The organism is Pedobacter sp. AC190 (assembly GCF_979258025.1).
Map to the genome: position 1 here is coordinate 4,207,095 of NZ_OZ409824.1, position 21,600 is coordinate 4,228,694.

Consider the following 21,600-nt stretch of genomic DNA (forward strand, 5'->3'; position numbering starts at 1 on the left):
AACTTAATTTGGATACAAACAGAACAATTGATGGGCAAAAGTTATACAGATCATTATAGTTTAAGCCAGTTTAATGGACTTTATGGGGACAGGGCTAATCGTGTAATAGAAGGAAATATGTTTTCTGAATTACTGGAAACGCGCAGCAGTCAGTTTGATTGGAATATAGCACCTCATACACATCCCGGGCTGTATCAGGTCTTCTTTATTGACGAGGGAACCTTTGAACTTCATGAATCGGGTGATACAAGAACATTAAGTGCTCCTTGTATTATCCTTATACCTCCGACTGTATTACACGGATTCAATTTCAATGATCAGGTCAAAGGAAGGATATTAAGTCTTGGGCAGGAGTTATTGCATCAAATCTTTAATGATGCAGGATTCATGTCAACGATATTTAACACACTCGTGTGCCTCACAGATTTCGACGGGTCTTATTCCTCCAAACAGATAAAAGAATGTTTAATTCGGTTGCATGAAGAACTATTTAGCAATATCAAAGGAAAAGCAATTATGCTGCAGGCCTATCTGCAGGAATTGTTTATTAGCTTTTACAGGACCTGGGAAAAAGGGACGAACACGCAAAACGAATACGACCCGGTAATCCTAGGATATTTTGAAAGATTTCAAAGGTTGGTTAAGAAGATCAATGCAAAGGCTACAGTGAAAGAGATGGCTTTTGAATTAGGTATTACTCCTGTACACCTCAATCGGATTTGTAACCTGGCTACTGGCAAATCAGCAGGGCAGTTGATGGATGAACACTTACTCGACGAAGCAAAAAAATATCTTAAGTATACTTCTTATTCAGTGTCGCAAGTTGCCTACCTGCTGAAGTTTGAGTACCCAAACTATTTTGCCCGTTTCTTTAAGAAACATACTTCAATATCACCCTCGCAGTTTAGGAAACAATAGCGCATAAGAAAGTTATTACAAAATTTCATTAAAAAGTGCTGAAATAATCAGAGTACAAGAATTGAATTATCAAAAAACCAGGGAATATGACAGGGTATTTTAATTCCATCAAATATTCTAACCTGGCCCTATAATCCTGCTATCTAAAATTTGTGAAAGACTGATCAGCTAGCAATAGCCCTATAATCGCAATTAATAAAAATTAGTGGAAAATCCAATCTGTTTGACCCCTAGCTACTGGATTTATAATAGCAAATTTATGACTAATACAAATTTCAGTTCCGGCGAAATGCGGTCAACAGCTTGCGGTTTATCCAGGTAAGGACTGAAAAGCTGATGAAATTTTTCCTCTTTCAGGCTTAGCATAGTTTCCTTTCCCGATGACATGGTAATTTCAATCAATTTTCTGACCTGTTTATCATCAATGCGAATTTTAGCCCGTAATGATAACATATTATGTATAATGCCTTAAAATATCAGTCGAATGCATGCCTATATCTTAAAAATTTTCACATTGACAATTTCGAAAAAAGCCTGGTCAGCGATGAACAGTAGAGTCCTGCTTTAATTTATGCAATTTCGAATTTTTAGAAAAATGCTTACCAGAAAAACCCAATAGGATAAACGAACCAAAGAGAATTAGGTAAGTTAGAGCAGTTAAGCTATTCTTGTCCGTTTTTCTAAAATGAAATTGCTGTGGATTAGACATAAGTTCGTTTTTAAAATATTTTAAATTAAATTTAAAAATGAGGTATATGGCAACGGCTGTTAAAGTGCCCACCAAATACCCGTAGCCTGCTATCCCTAAGTTGATGAAAGAGCCAATTACGAATAAAAATGTGAGCGCAATATTTATCATTACATAGGACATTCCATAAACAGATCGTTCAAAATTTTTATCTTCTATATTCCATTTCCTAGCATTGTAAAAGCAAAAAAATAATGAATGATAAATTTTGATCATAAATTCACCCAGGCTTATTTAAATTTAATAATAATTGCAATCGAATTGAGGGAATATGTCATAGGGTATGTTCAGGGAGTGATCATGTGAAAAATATTCTCAGAGTCTTTAGTCGTTAATCAAAATCGAAATTATAACAAATTAAAACATTCTTTTGGTTCTAAGAATAACATCACCTATCCAGCTTGGTGCCTGAACCGATAACAAATTGTCTCCCAGCATCCCTTTATTTATATCGAATTTAATTCAATTTTTTTTACTGATTCTTTACCAAAAAGTGGCGAGACTGGATCAGCCTCACCACAGGAACCACTACTGAACTTTATTTACAACCAGATCATCAAAATAGATGTAACTGGTTTGACTTGAACCCCAGACCGCGACGTCCTTACCCCCTCTGAAATTATGGAAGGATAATCTGTTAATTAGCCGTTGCGCATCATTTGTTGTCCAACGGATCGATTGATCCAGGACAGTTGCGCCGTTGATCAATACCTGCACCCAGCCATTTTTATTCGAGCCCGTATTACTCTTCACATACAGGTGTACGGTATAGGTATTTCCTTTAACCAGGCTTCCGCTTGTCGGATAGGTTTTCCCGAAAGTATCCCCGCAAGGGCCAGCCATATCCCTATGGTAAACATAAGGCTGAAAGTAAACCCTGCCATTGTTGTTATACCACATCAGCCTCAAACTTCCTCCGTTGCCGTCCGTTGCAATATCACAACCCGTATTCCCTTCACCGATCAGGAAACCGAAACCAACTTTTCCTCCACGGCTCCAATCGAACTGGCTATGAAACCGCACTTTAAAAGTTGCCTCATAAGCAGAGCCATCAGAGATATCAGCCCCTGCTATAAGCCCGTTTGAAACTGAATTCGGCGCAAGCGTTGCCCTTGCCCATCCTCCGGAAATGTAAGCACGGTCTTCATTCCAGCCCGTTAATGCGGCCAGCCCAAAATCACTGCTTGCCTCACTATAAGAATAAGATCCGTCCGGATGATTAAAGCCTGTGTTTATGTTACTGGGAAAGGCCTGCGCCGCTGCAGCAACCGCCATGCTTTTATTCACCGAGAGTTTCCCTGCGGGAACGATATCCTGATTTGCTTCAGAGGAGTCTTTAGAACATCCTAGAATAGAGCATGAAAAAATCAACACGGCAAAGCCCGTTAATCTATAAAAATTAATTTTTTGACTCATTTTGTAAAGGTTTAATTTTAAATCTGGTTAGATGTTTCTGATGGCAGTTTTCTGTCCTGGACAGTCCGGTGCAGTAATGATATGGTTACTTTTATCTTTTCCGTGTATTTTGGTGATTTTAATATTGATGATTTCAAAAGAAGCAGTCCTTGCTTAAGGGACTGCCTTTCACTAACCATAACCGCAGTTATGCGGACTGCGGCTAATTACTAATTAGGGTAATTTATCCAATGCAGGAACATTTTGCTCGTATCCTGCATAGCCCTTGTTCTGATTGATCCTGCCTTCAGTGTTGAAGCGTTGTGCACTTGCAGGCACAGGCCACAATACATGGTATGGCGCTATCTTATAATTTACGCCTTGCAGTGTAGGCACCTGATTCTTATAAAAATCATTCTTTTCCATTATTCTGTCATACATAAAGTTGTTATCCGAAAAGGCCGCCAAAGTATAACTCTTGCCATTATAGGCAGGTTTGCCCGTTTGGGCAAAGATATATGCCATCCTGGTGAGTTCCGTTTTACGAGGTTCCTCCCAGTAAAGTTCCCGCGCCCTTTCATCTAAAATGGTTCCAATGGTAATTTGCGAGGCATTCGTTAAAAGCGTAGCATTAGCCCTGCTCCTGACTACATTCAAATCTGCCATCGCAAGAGCCAGATCACCTTTCCAGTAATAAGCTTCTGCCCGGAGCAGATAAGTCTCAGCCAGACGGAATACATACCAGTCGGTGTTGGTACCGCGTGGCGGGGTCCAGTAAGGATCATTGGCCAGAGCGTTGGTCGAGTTGATGAAAACCTTATAATGCGGCCATCCAAACCAGTGCCGGATGGTATCCAAAGAACCGTTCGTAAAACGCTGCTTAATATTAGCATCCGAATACATCTGCAAAGGCTGGCCATACAAGGCCCTGTCCGCTGCATTGGTTGAGGTTTTAAGGGCGGGATTGTTATAAACCAGGTCGGTCATTTCCATCCACATCCCTTTTGCATGGCGATAGTCCGTATTGTCCGTCCAGATGTATTTTGTACTGTAAGGCGTTCCCCGGTACCTGCCGATGCCCCTTCCGTACATCCTGGTCAACGGAATTTCGGCAGTAACCGCATCTACAATGGCTGTTGCACCCGAAGGGGTTTTAACATTCGCAAAGTGCCAGGCCGGAACCGTATTTCTCATCAGCTGAGAGCCCAGGGCAGTAAAACCAGCAAAAGCCTCACGGTCGATAACCAAAAACAAAGCTTCCCTGTTGGTTGTGAGCGCCTTATTATCCATCCTGTGCAAATCCCAAATGACATTTTTCGTCAAATCTGAAGCTGTGCTTCCGAAACGTGCAGTCATCATGCCATATTTCCCTCCGTTGATAACATTATTCGCGGAGGCAATGGCATCATCAAATTTACCAAGTGCGAGGTTTACTTTGGTGAGCAGATGACTCACCGCACCTTTGGTAACATCCCCTTTATTTCCACCATCGGTTACCCAGGTTTGCGCAAACTCCAAATCAGTTTTCATTTTAGCGAGTATCACTTCCCGTTTAGTTGAATAAAAATCAGCTTTAGGTGATTCCAGATCATTCAAAAGCAAAGGCACATCCCCGAACTGGTGTACTAAACGGTAGTAATAATACGCACGGTAGAAATAAGCTGATCCCAGAATCAGGTTTCTTTCTGCCTCAGAGCCATAGGTTGGCTTATCAATATTTGAAATAATTGTATTGGCCTGCCTTACAGCAACAAATTCATTATCCCAATACCAGCCGATTTTATTAAAATCATCACTGTTGAGGTTTGCATCAGGGGTAATCCTTGAAATCAGATCCTGCGCCGGTGTATTTTTATCGGTCGTGCCATCTACTGCCACATCAGAGAACAAGGATTCGGTAAGCAGAGGAGCTGAATCACCAAAAAATTCGCGTCTTGTTGCAAGTCCCAGCCCGTTTAAAGCCGCTTTCATCGCAGTAAGGTTATTAAGGTTTTCAGGTGCGTAAGCAGACAGCTGCTCAGAATCCAGATAAGCTTTCTTGCATCCTGCCATGCCCAGTAGCGAAACAAAGGCTATCAGCACAACTATATTTTGATTTGTTTTTTTCATTTTGATAAGACTTTATAGAGTAACATTCAGGCCTAAAGTGTAATATCTTGGTGTAGGACCATCATTCTGCGGATCCCAAAAAGTCCACGTCGGAGCGTAATAGCCAGCATTATTCACATTGGCGTATATCTTCGCACTTTTTACGCGGAGCTTAGTCAATAAATTCGCAGGCACCGAATAGGAAACTGCAACCGTATTCAGGCGGATAAAAGAGTTATCCCAATACACGTTATAACTGGTCCCGCTTGACCCTGAGTTGAGTCTTGCATAATCGTTTATTGGATTTGACGGTGTCCAGTAAGGCAGCACGTAGGAAGAAGAGCGAGCAAAACCGACACTTCCAGGCTGGTTCTTAGCAGAATTATATTGTTTGAGCTGTCCCCAGTTGGCCAGAAGCTGAAATGAAAAATCGAAGTTCTTAAAGATATTGAACTCATTACGCATCGCAAAAAAGTAGCGCGGCGTACGGTAACCCAGGAATTTTTTATCATTATCCGAATAGGCGTAATCGCCATCCACATCTTCGAGTTTAAAATCCCCGGGCTTAATGGCTGCTTTGGTAAATTTGGCTGCCTCAGCCATTTCACTTTGCTGCCATACCCCCTGCACATTATAATCCCAGATGACATCAATATCTCTCCCGATAAACCAGCCGTTACCCGGATCATCGGTAGGCAGGGCAAGGGCAACGATTTTGTTGCGGTTGAAAGAGAAGTTAAAATTCGTGTTCCAGCGGATGTTGCCTTCAACCAGGTTTTTGGTGTTCAGGTTGAGTTCACCTCCCCTGTTATTGATTCGCGCCAGGTTAGAATAAACATTAGAATAGCCGCTTACATTGGGAAGGGTTTGTCTAACCAGTAAATCACTGGTTTTTTTATTGTACGCATCAATTGACCCGCTGATTCTGTCGTTTAAAACCGAGAAATCAAGCCCTACGTTCAGCGCAGTCGTTTCTTCCCATTTCAAGTCTGAGTTGGCCATTTTTGAACCAATCTGGACCGTATTCACATCCGAGGCCGCCCCGCTGCCGTTTACAGTCTGATATTTACCACTGGTCAGCTGCGCAAGTGCCGCATAAGGATCCACCGTGCCATTATCCGGATTACGTAAATCCCTGTTTCCGTTTACCCCGTAAGAAACACGAAGTTTTCCATAGTTTAACCAGTTTTGGTTTTTCATAAAACCCTCATCGGTAAACACCCATGCGAAGGCAGCAGCCGGAAATGTTGCACGTTTGAAGTTTACCCCAAAAACAGAATAACCATCGCGTCTTACCGAAAGCGTTAAAATGTAGCGGCTTAGTAAACTATAGTTTAACCGGGCCATTAATGCATCACCCGTGTAAACTTTATCTTCACTGTTTGTCACTGGTTTAATTCCGCTTGAAAGGTTGTGGTAGCTCAGCACATCACCGGGAACAAAGCCTTCATTCGAAGCCTGAGTCCACCAGGTTTGATACTTTTCCGCATTTGCAAGCAGGGTGACATCCACATTATGAATTTTAGCAAATGTTTTATTCCATTTGATCAGGTTATCAACCTGCCAATTGTAGCGGGTTTCATTTGCCCTGGATGCCGAACCGCCCGGGGTGACCACATCCGGATTTCTGGAAGAGCGGTAATCGAAGGTTCTGTAGAAATCAAACCCAGGACTAAAGTTAAGTTGATAGGTAATTCCAAAAGGTAATTTTACCCGTCCATAAATGCTCGCAAATATTGTATTCTGCCTGTTCATTCGCTCATTATAGGTCATGCTTAAAAAAGGATTTCTGGCATTCAGGCCACTGTCGTCTGTAGGAATTCTCCTTAGCTCCCCGTTCGGCAGATACTTATCACCATAGGGCGATAAATTTAAGATCTGAGTCCAGTCCGCCTCTGTTGATCCAGTGCCGGTCCTTGCCTCATCCCGGTCTGCAAACTGTAAATTCATTCCTAAAGTGAGCCATTTTGCGGCCTCACCTTCGAGATTGATCCTGCCGCGAATCGCTGTGTAGTCACCCCCTTCAATCACATTCTGGTTTTTCTGGTAATTTAGCGACATGTAATAACTGATTTCCTGTTTTTTACCGCTCAGCGACAGGGTATGGTCCTGACGGAAACCGACCCGGAAGATATCATCATACCAGTTGGTAGTCTTTCCCGACAGATAATTTGACTTTTCATTTGCCACAAGACCAAGCCTGTTTAGCCACAGATCGACAGGATCTCCCGTCTGCCCGTTCAGCCATTGCGTCAGTGTTACCCCTGAAGGCAGGTTTCTGGGATCATTGTAAAGATATTCTGGTGTAGTTGCACCACTTCTGAGAACATCCCCTCTCCATGCTAAAAAAGCCTCGCCATCATAAGGACGCATATTTTTGGCCAGCTGGGCAAGACCGGCATTGGTATTGAAGGTTATTGTAGGCGATTCTCCTTTTCCTTTTTTAGTCGTAACGGCAATTACCCCCGTAGCTGCTTTCGCGCCATATACAGCGAGCGAACTCGCATCCTTCAATACGTCGACTCCTTCAATGTCATTAGGGTTGATGTCTGCCAGTTGTCCATTGTAAATTACCCCGTCAAGAACAATTAACGGAGATGTACCTGCACTCAGTGTAGATTTTCCCCGAACCAGTAAATCGCCACCGCCTTTGGCACTTGAACTCAGACCAACTGACAAACCCGGAATATTACCTTTCAATACATCGGCAATACTTTGCGGATTTTCATTTTCAAGCTGGGTCGCCTTCACACTGGAGATTGCACCCGTTGCATCCCTTTTTGTTGTGGTACCATAACCGATCACCACCACATCCGTCAGGTTTTTTGATTCTTCAACCATCGTTACCGAAAGTGACGTTTTTTGATTAACGGCAAGTTCCTGAGTGGTATAACCCACTGCAGAAAAAATCAACGTCCCGGTTCCGGGTGCGGTGATTGAAAAGCCGCCGTCCGCACCCGAGGAAACCGCTGATTTACTGTTTTTAACTTTTACCGAAATACCTGGGATCGGCTCCCCGGATTTGTCTTTGATGGTTCCCTTTACCGTAACGTCCTGCGCGAAGCAGAAGCTAAGGGTAAAGCAAACCAGAGCAATAAAAAGGGTAATTTTTTTTCTCATTTTTAACTGGCTTAGATTTGATTAGTAAACACAAACCTATTGCAATATTCAGCAAAAAACAAATAAAAAAAAGCATAAACACCTAACAAATAGATAGTTACATTAAATAGTGATACGCTTACTAAACAAGGATATCAAACGAAAACAAAGTGGAATACACACAGAACGACTTTCGGTTTCTTTGACTAATACGCTTTGAAAGCAAGCGTTTTAGATCATTTTTTTTTAAGTCCTCCTGAAAATTTATATTCAGGAGATGGAATCCAGTATGAGGCGGCTCCAACCCTCTTCGCCGGCTTTTTTGAGTTCATCCTTCCGGAGATGGAAAAGCTTTTGCATCCTGGAGTTATATGTCCAGCAGGTACTCTGTCTTATCTCCAGCATTTGGGATAATTTATAAGAGGAAATCGTCCCCTTCGTACTATAAACCACGAAAAGCATATAAAGAGCCTTATTGATCGGTATCTTACTGTTTTGAAATATTGTTCCGGAAATTACCGATTCGTCATACCCGCACTTCGTACAGCGCCTGCCCAGAAAGGTCTGTCCCGCCAGAAAGTTTGCGTTACTACATTTTTTACAGGTAAATCCGGCCCGCCACTTTAGATCCGCAATGAATTTCAGGCAATGTTCCTTGTCGGGATAGATTCGGCTAAACTCCTCAAAATCCACGACTTTTGAAGTTAACCTCGCTTTGGTCGCCCGCTCAATATTCAGGTTCAGTTCCTTATTATCATCTTTCAACAAGGAGTTCATCAGGGAAATCTCAATGTTCTGCCTTTCTATTATTTCAGCTTTAGATTGAATTTCCCTGGTCCTTTGTTCGACAAGGTCTGAAAGGTTGGAGTTCAGGGTTTGGCTTAACCTTTCATTCACCTGCATCTGTTCTATTACCCTCTTTTGCACACTGCTTTTTTTCTTGCGAAGGTTCCGGATACTATTGCCGATAGCAAAAGAAATCAAGACCATTTCTATAAGAAAACATATGCTCAGGCTGTAATACACCAGTGTTCCGTACGGGATCCACTTTAGCAGGAGCAGAATCTTAAGGAGAAACCCAACCACCAGAAATCCATAACCGAACACCAGAAATAACGCAGGTTTAAAGCCCTTTCGATAAACCTGGATGCCTGCGAGGAAAACCGTAAGAAGTGGAAGGAATTCAATAACTTTTATATTAAATAACCCAGTATAAAATAAGCAGGCAATAAAATACCCAGTCCGCAGGACGATAAGGTATAATATTATTTTGTAAAACAAAGGGGACTTAAATTTCAGGTACAAGAATTTCGCCGTGAAAAGCATTCCGAATATACTGCTCAAAAAAAGCGCTATACCAAAGCCATAGTTATTAGCCGTCGGGTATGAAGGCCAGAGATATTGAAAAGCAATGCCATCGTTGCACATCTCATATAAACCAATGCCCAGGTTATAAATCACATAATATAAGTATTGGCGGCCCTTAATTGCGAAGTACATCAATAAATTATACAGGCAAAACACGAATATCATTCCATAAAACAAACCAAATAAAAAATATTCCCCGATTGCGTATCCCACAAACCATCTTAAATCCCTCAATACAATGATTCCGCTTACCGGATTGGTTGATTTAATCCTGACATAATAAGTCAGTAATTCATTGGACTTATTGGATAAATCATAGGTGAAATTTTTATGCTCATAAACCCGTTTATCGAAATTGTAATTGGTACCGAAAGCGTTAACCTGGTAGCTGTTGTAGCCATCAGGCACGAATAGCTTAAGGTCAGTTATGGACTGGTCAAAAAACTCCAGTATCCAACGTTTTGTTGACGAAGCATCATGACCTATCCTGAACCTGTACCAGTACGCTGAAGCTTTGTTTTCATTTTTAGGAATTCTATTCCGGTTCGGAACAAATTTATTCTGGAAACCCGGAGTTAATATTTGCCCGATATTTAATGTACCTGAGGTATCCTCCAGAACATCAATCTGATTGAAGGTAAAAATCTGATGGGGATTACCGTCATTTATAAGAACAGGAATCTGTGCGCCAAGATTTGAGACAGCGCATACACCTGCAACGGTCAATACAATAGCCGATCTAAATCCTGATGGAATATTATATTTGGATAAATTCGAAATTACTTTGGAGCGTATGTTTTTAAGGAGTTGTTTTATCACGATATTCAGGTTAGGCAACTCATTATAAACAGAAATATTCGCATTAATTAAATTGAACTGTCGAAAAAACATTGTTATGATTTCTGGATTCATTTCAATCGATTGATAAAATTAAATTCCCTCATTGGCTGTTGGTAACTCAAACATTGATGAAAAGCCAGGAACCATGGAGCAAAAAATGAGTCATACGCATTAATCGTTTTTTTTTTGGAACATTAATATGCTTGAGAATTGTTTTCAACCAGCAAAAATTGTGAGAACTCTAATGGGGTAGATAAAACTTCTGGAGAAATCGTAATATTGAAATGAAGTAGTTATTATGAGTAGAATAGAAAAGTTAATTTTTGCAAAAGGCGTAGCGTTGGAGTCTAGCGTATCTTCATTGAAGATGATTTATTCCGATGAAGCTGAAAAATATTATCAGATACCTTTTTTAGGATAATAATGTAATCTTTGCATTGAGCGATATCTACATCGATAATGATTTTAATGTAGCAAGACAGCATTTTTACAATGCAGCTTCGATTGCACTTCACATGAGTAAAAAATATGATTGGCGCGTCATGGACAATGGAACATTTCAAATTTCATATGCTTTGCTATCGGATAATAAAGCGCTAATAGAATCCTACTCGACTTTAAAAAACAAGGTCAACCATGAAACTTCATTAGGTTTTCAGTTAGCTAATGCAATTCAAAATATCCTACTTGAAAACTGGAATAGCCTTGACATAAATATTCAAAATGTTAAGAGATTAACGGCCGTTGATAAATTAAGATTTTTTGCTCCTTGTGCTGATGTATTTGAAAGTTTTCGATCGAAAGATCCATTAAAATTAGAACAAGCTCTACTCACCTTGATAAAAGATCATCCAAAAAGAATGAAGAATGGTTTAACTTCTGAGTTCATGTCATCAGATACATGCGCTTACTGTAAGTTAGCCTGGATTAAAGGTTATGAAATAGACCTTAAAACAGATCTGGTCCCCATCAAACTTATGGCAGTTAAGCCTTTAGAAAATTATGAAACTTATGATTTTTTACTTTAATATCAAGAATCAGGCGTTGGCCTAATAAAGTCATTAATAAATAAATCTTGTTAGTAGGATTACTATTAATGCCTGGCTGGTTAAACGCTAAGAGGCAACCGTTGTTTTTGCAATTGAATATTAATGGAATTATTATTTGATTAACTGTACCCTTACAACCTAAGTGGCGTCTGTAATGCGGCGGTTCAATAAACAGTAACAGCACTTTGAGTTGCTATATCTTCTAGAGATAGTAACCCTCTAATCTTGGCTAAGCACAATTTAAAGCAGCTGAAATTAATTTTGACTTTGAAAGAGAACTACAAAAACTTATATCCGACCCGGGATTTTATAGCTCTATAAAGCAGTAATGATGCAACATCGAATAAGCCAGATGCGAATAATGAAATGGAAAAGCAATTGGTATTTAAATCTCAGATCAGAACAACATGATTACCGAGCTAGGCTGGCTGTTCTGATCTGATAATTTATCGGTGGATGATTTCTCTACCATGAAAAAGAAAAGTGAAGGAAAAATACAAGAGCTGGAACGAAAACTATCATCGATCAAAAAAGATCGACTACACTTTGAAAATGTAGGTTTAATAATTGCAGTGGCCTTAAATCGATACAAGATCCGCGTTATTTTATTTTAAAGGCACTATAAATGAAAAAATAATATTATTTGTTCGATATTTCGAAATAAACATACGATTATCGGAAATAAATATCGAACCACTTCACCAAACCTAGCCACCCAACTCATCTATCAAATAAAGAGTAATTTAGAGCATAAAAGAACGGAGAAAAAACTTCAAAAAGTAACTTCTCCAGCTTGTTCCTTAAGTACCCCCCCGAAGTCTTTCACAAAACCAAAAGACTAACTTTCCTTTCCTACCAGGGATAGCAGCGGCATCCTTTTGCAGCAAAAGATCCAGCGCACAGCCCGTCCCGCAAGAAAAAGCCACACAAAAAATATTAGCCCACCTTAATCTACTGACCCCAACACATTCCATACCATCCCCCCATTTTCAAGAAAAAATATAACATATACCGCAGCCAAAAAGGCACAGCCTCCTCTTCTTCAAAATATACCGCCAAACGAAAACTTACCAACACCTCCCCGTTCTAAATTCCGCTTTACCTAAATTTACACGATGACTATTGAAGAAGTACAAAAACTAGAAGAATTCTTTGCAAACGCAGACAAGCAGGCAACACCAATTTACCTGAATGAGGCCACCGTCATAAACGACTACGAACACTTTCTGGAAAGCCATTTCGCACCACTAAGAATTGATGCAACCAGCAGGGTAAACCAGCCGCTCATCTGGAGACTAAAAACCTTAAAACTTATCGTAGAAGCTAACGCTTAAAATCACCTATATAATTCACAATTTATCTTTAAATGTAATTTTTGTACTGGCTATTAATCATAGCCCAGTACAAAAAGTTGTGTTCGTTTATCGTACTGTTTACCAATGGGCTTAAATTTGGAGCTGGGAAATTATAAAAAAAAGCAGTTACAAATTAATGCAACTGCTCAAATTAATCAATTCCTGATCATACAACTCAAAGAATTTCGAATGGTTTTATAAATAAAAAAAGGCAAACAAATAAATGTTCACCTTTTTTACTGCTGGCATCCACCAACATAATTTAATTAACGCTCTCAATCAAAATAGACTGATGCAAGCTTCTCACACCTGCAATTAAATAACATTAGTTTTTAGCAATAGTTTTACAATTAAGATTTCTAAACAGCCTGCAGAAATATTTATCTTGAATTATTAAAATACCTTTAATTAATCGAACTTTTCACCGATATCAAAATAACTTCTCTAGTAAGACATCTTGTCTATGGATTGAAACTTCCTACTTCCCAACCATCAGAAAGCTCTAAAGTTCAAACCCTTCCAAGAACAGGATTTGGTCAACACTTTATTCTCTGCGCTTAAAAAATAGCTACCTGGGCAACTAGAAGCTCTGATTTAAAACTTTAAAGAGCCCAATAGCATTAAACAGAGGTATTTAGTCAATAACTACCTTAATTGTAAAGTTAGACCAAAAAATCATAATTGCATATGAAAGGAATAAACCAATACCCTTTGCCCCCCTTCGATCAAACTGCTAAAATCTATTTGACAATATTTAACATTTGAATTTATTTGCGGCAAGACGAGGTCTTTCAAATCTATAAACAAGGCTTTTTATTTATTCGGGGGCAATGTCCTGGTCGATGAATCAATGTGAGTAGTATCCCTCATTTCCTGATTACCGATTGCGGTGGTATCGATTGTATCTGTATTTACCTCTGATTCCCGGTTTTTTTCTTCTGTATTGTTGTTGCAAGCACCCAAAAATAAAAAGGCAGAGGCAATAAATGTTAATTTTAAAGTTTTCATAATTTTTCCTTATTGATATATTTAAAAAACATAAATATTTAGGTATAGTTTGGATTTTTTCAGCATCATGGGAGCTCGTATGATGCTTATGGTCATATTTAATGCAAACAATTACTGAATTATTCATCTTTCAGTTTGCATTGCTGCCAACCTTTCTAAATATGGCTCGGACCTTTTCTTTGTGTTTGACGAAGATGTGTTATAGGCTGGTTTAGAATGCTTAAATCTACAGATTTATTTAGATAAGAATCTTCATATCAAAAGCCTGGATTGCGTATCCATATAACCTTTAATAAAAGAATTAAGCCGACTGGACTTTAGAGCATTCTTCTGTACAAACAATTATTTATATTTTTGCCATTCAAGTAAAAGTACATATATGAGCAGTGGGGATATTTACCGTTTTCTGGCACCACATAACCTGACTTACCAGCGTGCACTGGAGGAGATAAAGCATTCAAAAAAGGAAAGCCACTGGATGTGGTACATATTCCCCCAACTTAAAGGTCTTGGCAAAAGTGATACCGCAATCCTGTATGGGATTCAGGATTTAAAAGAAGCAGAAGCCTACTACGCCCATCCTGTACTCGGGGCAAACCTCTTAGAAATTTCCAATGTTTTATTGGGCATCGAGAACAGGTCAGCCAGCGAAATTTTTGGCTATCCCGATAATTTGAAACTGCATTCATGCATGACCCTTTTTGCGCAGATAAAAAATGTGGACAGCGTGTTTCAGCTTATACTGGATAAATATTTCAATGGCGCGCCAGATGAACAGACTATCAAGCTGTTAAATAGCTATCAGGTCTGAGGATATACCAAAGAAATTGATGCGTTCACATCAGTATTGATTTTTTTGTAAGTTTTGTCTGTTAGTATGCCAGCAAACTGGCGGGAATTGATCAAACGAATTGATTTTAAGGTTTGATTTTATTAATTTTTCAAATGGAAACAGGGATTCCTGGACTAAGCTGGGATGAGCTAAGGCTCAAAGGTTTTAAAGTGCATGAGCTATCCCCCTCGGTGGACGAACCGGCAAGGACAGGCCGCCGTGATTTTTATAAAATGGGTCTGGTGGATGGTAACATAACAATGGACCATGACGGCCATAAAAAAGAGATCAAGGGAACATTCTTATTCTTCGTCAACCCGAAAGTACCACATTCCATGGTCAGCCGGGTAGAACGTACCAGTGGCTACGCCTGCATTTTCACCGAAAGTTTTATCAGTGCCAGGGAAATTCAGCATTCCCCGCTCCTGCGTGCCAGAGACAACCCAGTTATCCCTCTAGGCACCGATGAGGCATTATTTATGCGCAGCCTCTTCCAAAAAATGCTCACAGCCTACAATAGTGAATATCCACATAAGGCGGACCTGATCAAAAGCTGCATCAACCTTGTCATCCACCAGGCATTGCTCATTCAGCCATCGCAGCAGGCCGCCCCCATCAATAACGGTGCAGGGCGCATCGCCCGCCTTTTCATGGACTTACTGGAAAAACAGTTCCCGATCGAGCGCCCAGGCGAACCGCTGAAACTGCGCAGCCCCCAGCAGTTCGCAGCAAATCTTGCCGTACATGTCAACTATCTTAACCGGGCGGTAAAGGAAGCCACAAACAAACCTACATCCGCACATATCTCCGCCCGGATCATCGCAGAAGCCAAAACCCTCCTGCAACATACCGACTGGAGCGTAGCCGATATTGCCTTTGCCCTTGGTTTCGAATACCCCGCCTATTTCAACAACTACTTCAAGAGAATCACCGGAACCACCCCGAATTCTTTCAGAAAGGTTTGAATATCATAGTTATCGGTTTGATTACCGTTAACAGGCATAAGCCTCATGCCCGAACTTTGGGTTATGAAAATTCTAGTTACAGGAGCAACGGGAAAGGTTGGGAGCAGGTTTGTTCCCCGCCTAGTAGCCAAGGGCTATGACGTTACAATATTAATACGGGACCCCATGAAGGCATTGCCTGGAACCAAAGCGGTAATAGGCGATCTTTACGACCCCAGCACCCTTCCGCCAGCAGTAGCTGGCATAGATGCGGTAATTCACCTTGCTGCCCTGTTCCGCACCTTCACCGACAACGACGGTATCGTAAAGACCAACCATACAGGTACGCTCGCCCTGGCAAAGGCCGCGGTATCAGCGGGCGTCAAACGGTTTGTTTTTGTGAGCACCAGCAACGTATACGGATCAGGATATGGCCACCCTGCCAGAGAAAATGATGCCGTTGACATCAATGACCCAAGGCCATACTCGGCAAGCAAGATCTCCGCCGAAAAGGAACTATTGAAACTTGAGCTGGACGTGCGCATCCTGCGTCTGGGATTCGTTTATGGAGACAAAGATCCACATATTGCCGAGATCATGCCGATACTGAAAACCTGGGGTCGCCACTCGGGCTCCAGAATGCACATGGTGCACCACCTGGATGTGGCGCAGGGGCTACTCTTGCTGCTGGGGCAAGACGGTCTTAACGGAGAGACTTTCAATATCGTCGATGATGCGCCAATTACTCTTTATGAACTGGCCGATTCGGTGGGTAAAGTAAAAGAGATCTTTGATCATTCCGAAGGGCCGCTAACCGATCCATTCGAGGGCATCGTGGATACCAATAAGATTCGAAAAATAGGCTATAGACCTTTGGTACCTAGTTTTTATGTAGCCAGGGACCTGGATATCCTATAAATTTCCAACCAAAAAAAGTGGGTGGGACGCCAGTTGTCGTCCCGCCCCTTTTACAGTTTAGGCAGAGTATGGAACTTTCGTATGTGCCCATTTTTCAGAGAGTCGGTTAGATAAATAATTAATAATCTCAAGGAGCAGTTTGCAGCAAAGATGCAAGGATTTAAACGGGAATATGATTTCTCAGCACTCGCATGGTTGCTTTTCCTTTTCAAATAAATATTTTCATACGAATGGGATTTGCAATTCGAATCGAGCGAGCTAGAAAGTCATTCCACTAAATCAATCTCATATGCTCTTGCGAATTCAAATCCTTTTCAGGAGAATAAACCGCTCCATTCATTACCAGAAAATTTAAGATAATCTAAGGAAATTATCAAATCAATTTTTAATAAAAGGAAAATTTTTGTTTTCTAAGTGTTCGGTTTTCATAATGACTTTAATTTTATCTACTATATCAGGATAAGTAGAAGCAAGATTTTTGCTTTCTTTAGGATCAGAGTCGAGGTCATACAATTCAATGGGAGCGTCGGGATTGCTTATAACTTTCTCCTTAATCCCTTTCCAATGACCTAATCTAACAGCCTGTCTTCCGCCATCTTCGTGAAATTCCCAATAAAGGAAGTCATGTTGGTTTCTTTGTGGTTCGCCAAGCAGTAGTGGCAGCATTGAAATGCCGTCTGTAGGGTGATCAATTTTCTGTGCAGTGAGTTCGGCGAACGTTGGAAAAAAATCCCAAAATGCGCCCACATGTTCAGATACTTGTCCCTCGTTAATCTTGCCAGGCCAGGCTATTATAAGCGGGCTCCTTATCCCGCCCTCATTCAATGACCTTTTGACCCCTTTAAAACCTCCACTGCTGTTAAAATAGGAAGGATCGTTCCCACCTTCAATATGTGGCCCATTATCACTCGCAAAAATAATAATCGTGTTCTTATCCAATCCACTTTTTTTCAAACTCATCACGATTTCAGCAACATAATTATCAACTTTAGTCACCATAGCCGCATATGCCGCATGGGGATAGGCTTGGGGTTGATAACCACTTCCATCCCACTTGTCACTCACCTTTCTAGGCTGTTCTTTGAATTTAGTTTTATAATACTCAAAAGTTTTGTCACCATCAGGTAACTGAAGTGCAGCATGTGGAAGCGTGTAGGCAAGATAAAGGAAAAATGGATTTGATTTATTTTTTCCTATAAACTCTACTGCCTTCTTTTGTATCAGATCAGGTGCATATTGCCTTTGCCTGGTTAGCGTATTGTCCAGTTGTAACCTTTCTAAATTGTCCCACAAGTGATCCGGGAAATAATTATGCGATTGTCTTTGACAATTATAGCCAAAGAAAACATCCATACCTTGTTTCACCGGATCACCTTCCGAACCTGGATAGCCTAAACCCCACTTACCGAAACCCCCGGTTGTATAGCCTGCTTTTTTAAATAGTTCTGGTAACGTAAGAATGGAATCTGGTAAAGGAAGCTGTCCTTCTGGTTTAATTTCATAATTACCCTGCACCGGCGTGTGACCAGTATGTAGTCCTGTCATCAAAGATGCCCGAGAGGGCGCACAAACAGAAGTACCGGCATAGAACTGATTAAACTTCATCCCCCGAGATGCAATCTTGTCAATATTCGGGGTTTCTATAAGTTTTTGCCCCGAAATAGGATGTATCCACGGCATTGGTTGTATATGTAAAATTCAAACTTGGAGGCGTTGTATTCACAATATATGGGGGAGGGACGCAGAAATACAGCCTTTTATCTCTATTTCTGAATTCGGTAAATGGGGATTTATCGCCCTGAAAGAGTGGGCTTGTAAAACGTGTCTGCCCATCCGTCATTAAAAACATATCTGCTGCAGCTTTGGTAAGATCGTATCGTCCTGATGAATTTCTATTTTGGGTGGAGAGTCCATGGGTAATTTGGTTTGCTACATAAGCTTTATACAACAAGATTCCTGGCGCACCTGCTAAAGAAACGCTGTTGAAGTCTAAATCATAGTTTGGATTTAGCGTAGGGAAAGCAGCGATCAACTTTGTTGAAGCGTCAACGCTTGCGTTTAGAAACTTATCTGCATCAGTCAGGTTATGGTACTTACGCCAAGTACCTTCCCTTAAACCGAAACGTGAGATTAGTGCTCTGACTACATTAGCTAGATGCCTTTTTGATACTCTGAGAGGGGTTTTACTTTTCTCATTTCGCTATTTTTAGGGGGTATTTGGCAGACTTTTGTCAGACTTTTCACCCTTGATTTCTATTTTAAAATTAAGGAAACACATCCTTTTTTGCAAGGTAAAAGCCCTTTTATTCATCATCACTTTTTAGCCTTAGAAAATTTAATTGTCAGACTTTTAGTTAAAGACTTAAACATGGTATTGCTAAAAATTATTAAACTATTGTAAATAAGCCAATTAATCAATAGTATAATATTTTTATTCGAAGCCCATTAATCAAACCCTTTTGCAGAAAGGGCCGTTTTTCCAATCAAATAAAGAATTTAGATAAGATAAAATGAAACGATACCTAGCCTCCAAAACGATGGCTTTATTTTATACTAAATATTCACGCCTCAGTACCACTATCCCACTCACGCCAAAGAAACCAACATCAAAAGAAGATAATCATTTGACAGTCTTTTTAAACGCACCTACTTAAACTTGAGGTTCAATGAAACGATATTTGAGACCAGGCTTGTTGAACGCGAGTAGTGGCCATACCTCAACTCTAGCATATTTAAGCGCTGCCAGCCAAAAACACCCTTGGGCGGAGCAAACCGAATACCTGCACCATAAAAATCGCTGGTTAAGGTAGATAGGTCATAATCGCTGGTAAAATATTGTTCTGATGGCGAATGCTGGCCATAAGGTGCAAAGTATTTGGTTCCCACTTGGTTAGTATAGCGATAGAAAGGGCTTATAGAAAAGAACGAATTGATCTTTACGGGTATTTCAAGCTCTGCCGTATGTGCCCTAATGCCCCAGTTATCCATATAATAACGGTAAAAAGTGCGGATCACAAAACGGTCATCTAAAAAGTAGTTCATGCGCAGCCCGATAGGAAGCTTGTAACGCTTATCGGGCAGGGTTTCTGAACGCAGCGAGCCATCGGTAAAATAATCCCGCTGGTATTTGGTAGCCAGCAATCCTTTTTGATAGGATGGCTCCAAAATCAGTGAAGCCTGAAATTTCTGTGAAATTACCTGCGAGAGCGAAAAGGATGCACTGAAAGAATTCCTCGGCGCGGTATCGTATTGTTCTCCTCCCCTTCCGGTATTTCCCGTTCGCAGTTCAATGGGCAGGATGACCGTCCACTGATCCAAAAATGCCTGAAGTTTAAAGTCAAACTGGGTATTTTTGTCTTTTGATAAACGGGTTAAATTAAAAGCTGCTCCCATAGACTGGTAATCGAATTCTGTTGAATAAGATCCTGTGAAACCAAAGGAATTCCCGGTTTCTTCATTGGAGTGTGTCCAGTTTAAGGAAGGATAAATACGGGTATCTGCTGAAGATGCTGAAGAAATAGTACTGGGATCGATTTTATCTGAAGATGCCGAAGTGTAATGATCTACCCCAAGCTCAAAAAGAAAAGTATTTTTTCTGCCCCTCTTATTGAATTTGGACATCTGCAGGTCGATGGTATTGGCAAAATCGCTCAGTTTCTCCGTACCTATCCCCCCTGTAACGGCAGAATTATTTCCATCTTGGTGGTAGTATGCCGAAACCAGATTTATCTCATCTATTTTAAGTTTTCTCGACTGGTATTTACTGCTGTCCGCTTTTACAGGCTCAGGCCTGGTCTGCGCATAAGTGCCCAATATACCGAAGTACATAAAAAGCACATGAAGATATATTTTTTTCATTTTCTGATCCTATTTAGTTACAGCCACAACCACCACCACTCTTGCCACCATTTGCACCTGAGGCGCCCTCGCGGTAAAGCTGAAAACTCTGTTCAAATTTCTGGGCCTTTCGGGCTGAAAGGATCATATCGGCATCATTAATCTTGTTTTTCTGATAAGCCTTTACGCTGCTGCAGGCAGTTAGCATACTGCTAAGTGCATATGCGGCAAGCAAGGAAAGGACAACTGTTCTGGAAATTTTCATATTATATCACATTAATATTGTTTGAGGTATACACCCGATCATTATCATCGATAACAATACAGGCTACTTGTTTAATCTGGTTAATCAGCTCCAGACCTATTTTTACGCCCATTACCACAACCGGCGTAGCCAGGGCATCAGCGAGCTCGGCACTTGGGCAGATGATACTCACACTTTTTACACCGCTTACCGGCAGTCCGGTTTTGGGATCTATGGTATGGGAATAGCGTTTGCCACCAATCGTCACAAATTTTTCGTAACTGCCCGAAGTGGCAATCGCCATATCGCTGATTTTTAGCGCGGAAAACGGTCTATCGGTCTGTTCAGGGTCCGCAATACCCACGGTCCATGGATGACCGGTACTTTGAGTTCCCCAGGTAATCAGATCCCCTGCCGCATTCACAATCCCGCTTTTGATGCCTAGTTTCCGCAGCACCAACTTTGCCTTATCGGCAGCATAGCCTTTCCCTATTCCACCAAAACCGATACGCATGCCCTTATTTTTTAAGAACACGGTCGATTTCTCCTTATCCAGGATTATATTCCGGTAATCGATGAGTCCAACGGATGCCAGGGCGGTTGCCTCATCAGGAAGACTGGTCATACCCGGATCAAAGTTCCAGAGCCTTTTGTCTATAGAGCCATAGGTAAGGTCAAAAGCACCACCGGTAATTTCTGATATCCTGATTGACCGCTCGATCAGACCTACGACTTCCTCGTCTACTTTTACCGGGCTTAAACCGGCATGTTCGTTGATCAGGCTGGTTTGGCTGAGATCGCTGAAAGTGGTGAGCAGGTATTCTATCCTTCGCACTTCCGCTATGGCGGCATCTATGGCCGCATTACCTTCCTGCTCATGCTCAGCAATCACAGTAAACTCAAACCGGTTCCCCATGAGTTTTAGTATCCGGTTTACAGAAACAGGTTTAGCCATTA

16 protein-coding genes are annotated in these 21,600 nt (G+C 41.0%); 6 read left to right on the forward strand and 10 right to left on the reverse strand.

Translation table 11 applies throughout. The annotated features are described in order from the left end of the window. Nucleotides 1-30 precede the first annotated feature (30 nt). Nucleotides 31-918 carry a helix-turn-helix domain-containing protein gene (locus ACZZZI_RS18470; protein WP_463490543.1) on the forward strand — a complete coding sequence of 296 codons (888 nt, stop codon included), beginning with the start codon at nt 31-33 and terminating at the stop codon, nt 916-918. Nucleotides 919-2,194: 1,276 nt separating this feature from the next. Here the strand turns inward: ACZZZI_RS18470 and ACZZZI_RS18475 are convergent. The 4 genes from ACZZZI_RS18475 to ACZZZI_RS18490 form a co-directional block, all read right to left on the reverse strand. Next, entirely contained in the window at nt 2,195-3,082 is an 888-nt protein-coding gene (locus ACZZZI_RS18475; protein WP_463490545.1) for a polysaccharide lyase, read from the reverse strand. A 213-nt stretch (nt 3,083-3,295) separates the two neighbouring features. Next, the gene (locus tag ACZZZI_RS18480) at nt 3,296-5,143 is read right to left on the reverse strand and encodes a RagB/SusD family nutrient uptake outer membrane protein (RefSeq protein ID WP_463490547.1); all 1,848 of its coding nucleotides are present in this window, start codon (nt 5,141-5,143) and stop codon (nt 3,296-3,298) included. 39 nt (nt 5,144-5,182) lie between these two features. Continuing rightward, a complete protein-coding gene (locus ACZZZI_RS18485; RefSeq protein ID WP_463490549.1) occupies nt 5,183-8,269 on the reverse strand; it encodes a SusC/RagA family TonB-linked outer membrane protein in 3,087 nt (1,028 codons plus the stop codon). A gap of 249 nt (nt 8,270-8,518) precedes the next feature. Beyond that, nucleotides 8,519-10,528, reverse strand: coding sequence for a 7TM diverse intracellular signaling domain-containing protein (locus ACZZZI_RS18490; RefSeq protein WP_463490551.1), 2,010 nt, complete (start codon nt 10,526-10,528; stop codon nt 8,519-8,521). Nucleotides 10,529-10,893: 365 nt separating this feature from the next. Here ACZZZI_RS18490 and ACZZZI_RS18495 point away from each other — a divergent pair, with 365 nt between their 5' ends. Further along, entirely contained in the window at nt 10,894-11,484 is a 591-nt protein-coding gene (locus tag ACZZZI_RS18495; RefSeq protein WP_463490553.1) for an Imm49 family immunity protein, read from the forward strand. Nucleotides 11,485-12,620: 1,136 nt separating this feature from the next. Beyond that, entirely contained in the window at nt 12,621-12,839 is a 219-nt protein-coding gene (locus tag ACZZZI_RS18500; protein ID WP_424056209.1) for a DUF6965 family protein, read from the forward strand. Between the two features lie 834 nt (nt 12,840-13,673). Here the strand turns inward: ACZZZI_RS18500 and ACZZZI_RS18505 are convergent. Beyond that, entirely contained in the window at nt 13,674-13,868 is a 195-nt protein-coding gene (locus tag ACZZZI_RS18505; RefSeq protein ID WP_463490555.1) for a hypothetical protein, read from the reverse strand. A 379-nt stretch (nt 13,869-14,247) separates the two neighbouring features. On the opposite strand from ACZZZI_RS18505, the gene ACZZZI_RS18510 reads away from it, so the two are divergent. The 3 genes from ACZZZI_RS18510 to ACZZZI_RS18520 all read left to right on the forward strand — a co-directional run bounded on the left by ACZZZI_RS18510 (nt 14,248) and on the right by ACZZZI_RS18520 (nt 16,562). Beyond that, nucleotides 14,248-14,679, forward strand: a complete 432-nt coding sequence (locus ACZZZI_RS18510) for a DUF1810 domain-containing protein (RefSeq protein ID WP_463490557.1) — start codon at nt 14,248-14,250, stop codon at nt 14,677-14,679. Between the two features lie 134 nt (nt 14,680-14,813). Beyond that, nucleotides 14,814-15,665, forward strand: coding sequence for a helix-turn-helix domain-containing protein (locus ACZZZI_RS18515; RefSeq protein ID WP_463490559.1), 852 nt, complete (start codon nt 14,814-14,816; stop codon nt 15,663-15,665). Nucleotides 15,666-15,728: 63 nt separating this feature from the next. Further along, nucleotides 15,729-16,562: an NAD-dependent epimerase/dehydratase family protein gene (locus ACZZZI_RS18520; RefSeq protein ID WP_463490561.1), complete on the forward strand. Its 834-nt coding sequence runs from the start codon at nt 15,729-15,731 to the stop codon at nt 16,560-16,562. Nucleotides 16,563-16,940: 378 nt separating this feature from the next. On the opposite strand, the gene ACZZZI_RS18525 is transcribed toward ACZZZI_RS18520, so the two are convergent. The 5 genes from ACZZZI_RS18525 to ACZZZI_RS18545 all read right to left on the reverse strand — a co-directional run bounded on the left by ACZZZI_RS18525 (nt 16,941) and on the right by ACZZZI_RS18545 (nt 21,598). Continuing rightward, entirely contained in the window at nt 16,941-18,242 is a 1,302-nt protein-coding gene (locus ACZZZI_RS18525; RefSeq protein ID WP_463490563.1) for an arylsulfatase, read from the reverse strand. Then, nucleotides 18,187-18,594, reverse strand: coding sequence for a hypothetical protein (locus ACZZZI_RS18530; protein WP_463490565.1), 408 nt, complete (start codon nt 18,592-18,594; stop codon nt 18,187-18,189). The genes ACZZZI_RS18525 and ACZZZI_RS18530 overlap by 56 nt, the downstream gene beginning before the upstream one ends. A gap of 614 nt (nt 18,595-19,208) precedes the next feature. Continuing rightward, on the reverse strand, nt 19,209-20,420 hold the full coding sequence (locus tag ACZZZI_RS18535; RefSeq protein WP_463490567.1) for a DUF3570 domain-containing protein: 1,212 nt from the start codon (nt 20,418-20,420) through the stop codon (nt 19,209-19,211). 13 nt (nt 20,421-20,433) lie between these two features. Continuing rightward, nucleotides 20,434-20,664 (reverse strand): DUF4266 domain-containing protein, encoded by a 231-nt coding sequence (locus tag ACZZZI_RS18540; protein ID WP_463490569.1) that lies wholly within the window; start codon nt 20,662-20,664, stop codon nt 20,434-20,436. A 1-nt stretch (nt 20,665) separates the two neighbouring features. After that, a complete protein-coding gene (locus tag ACZZZI_RS18545) occupies nt 20,666-21,598 on the reverse strand; it encodes an FAD:protein FMN transferase (RefSeq protein WP_463490571.1) in 933 nt (310 codons plus the stop codon). Nucleotides 21,599-21,600: the final 2 nt, after the last annotated feature.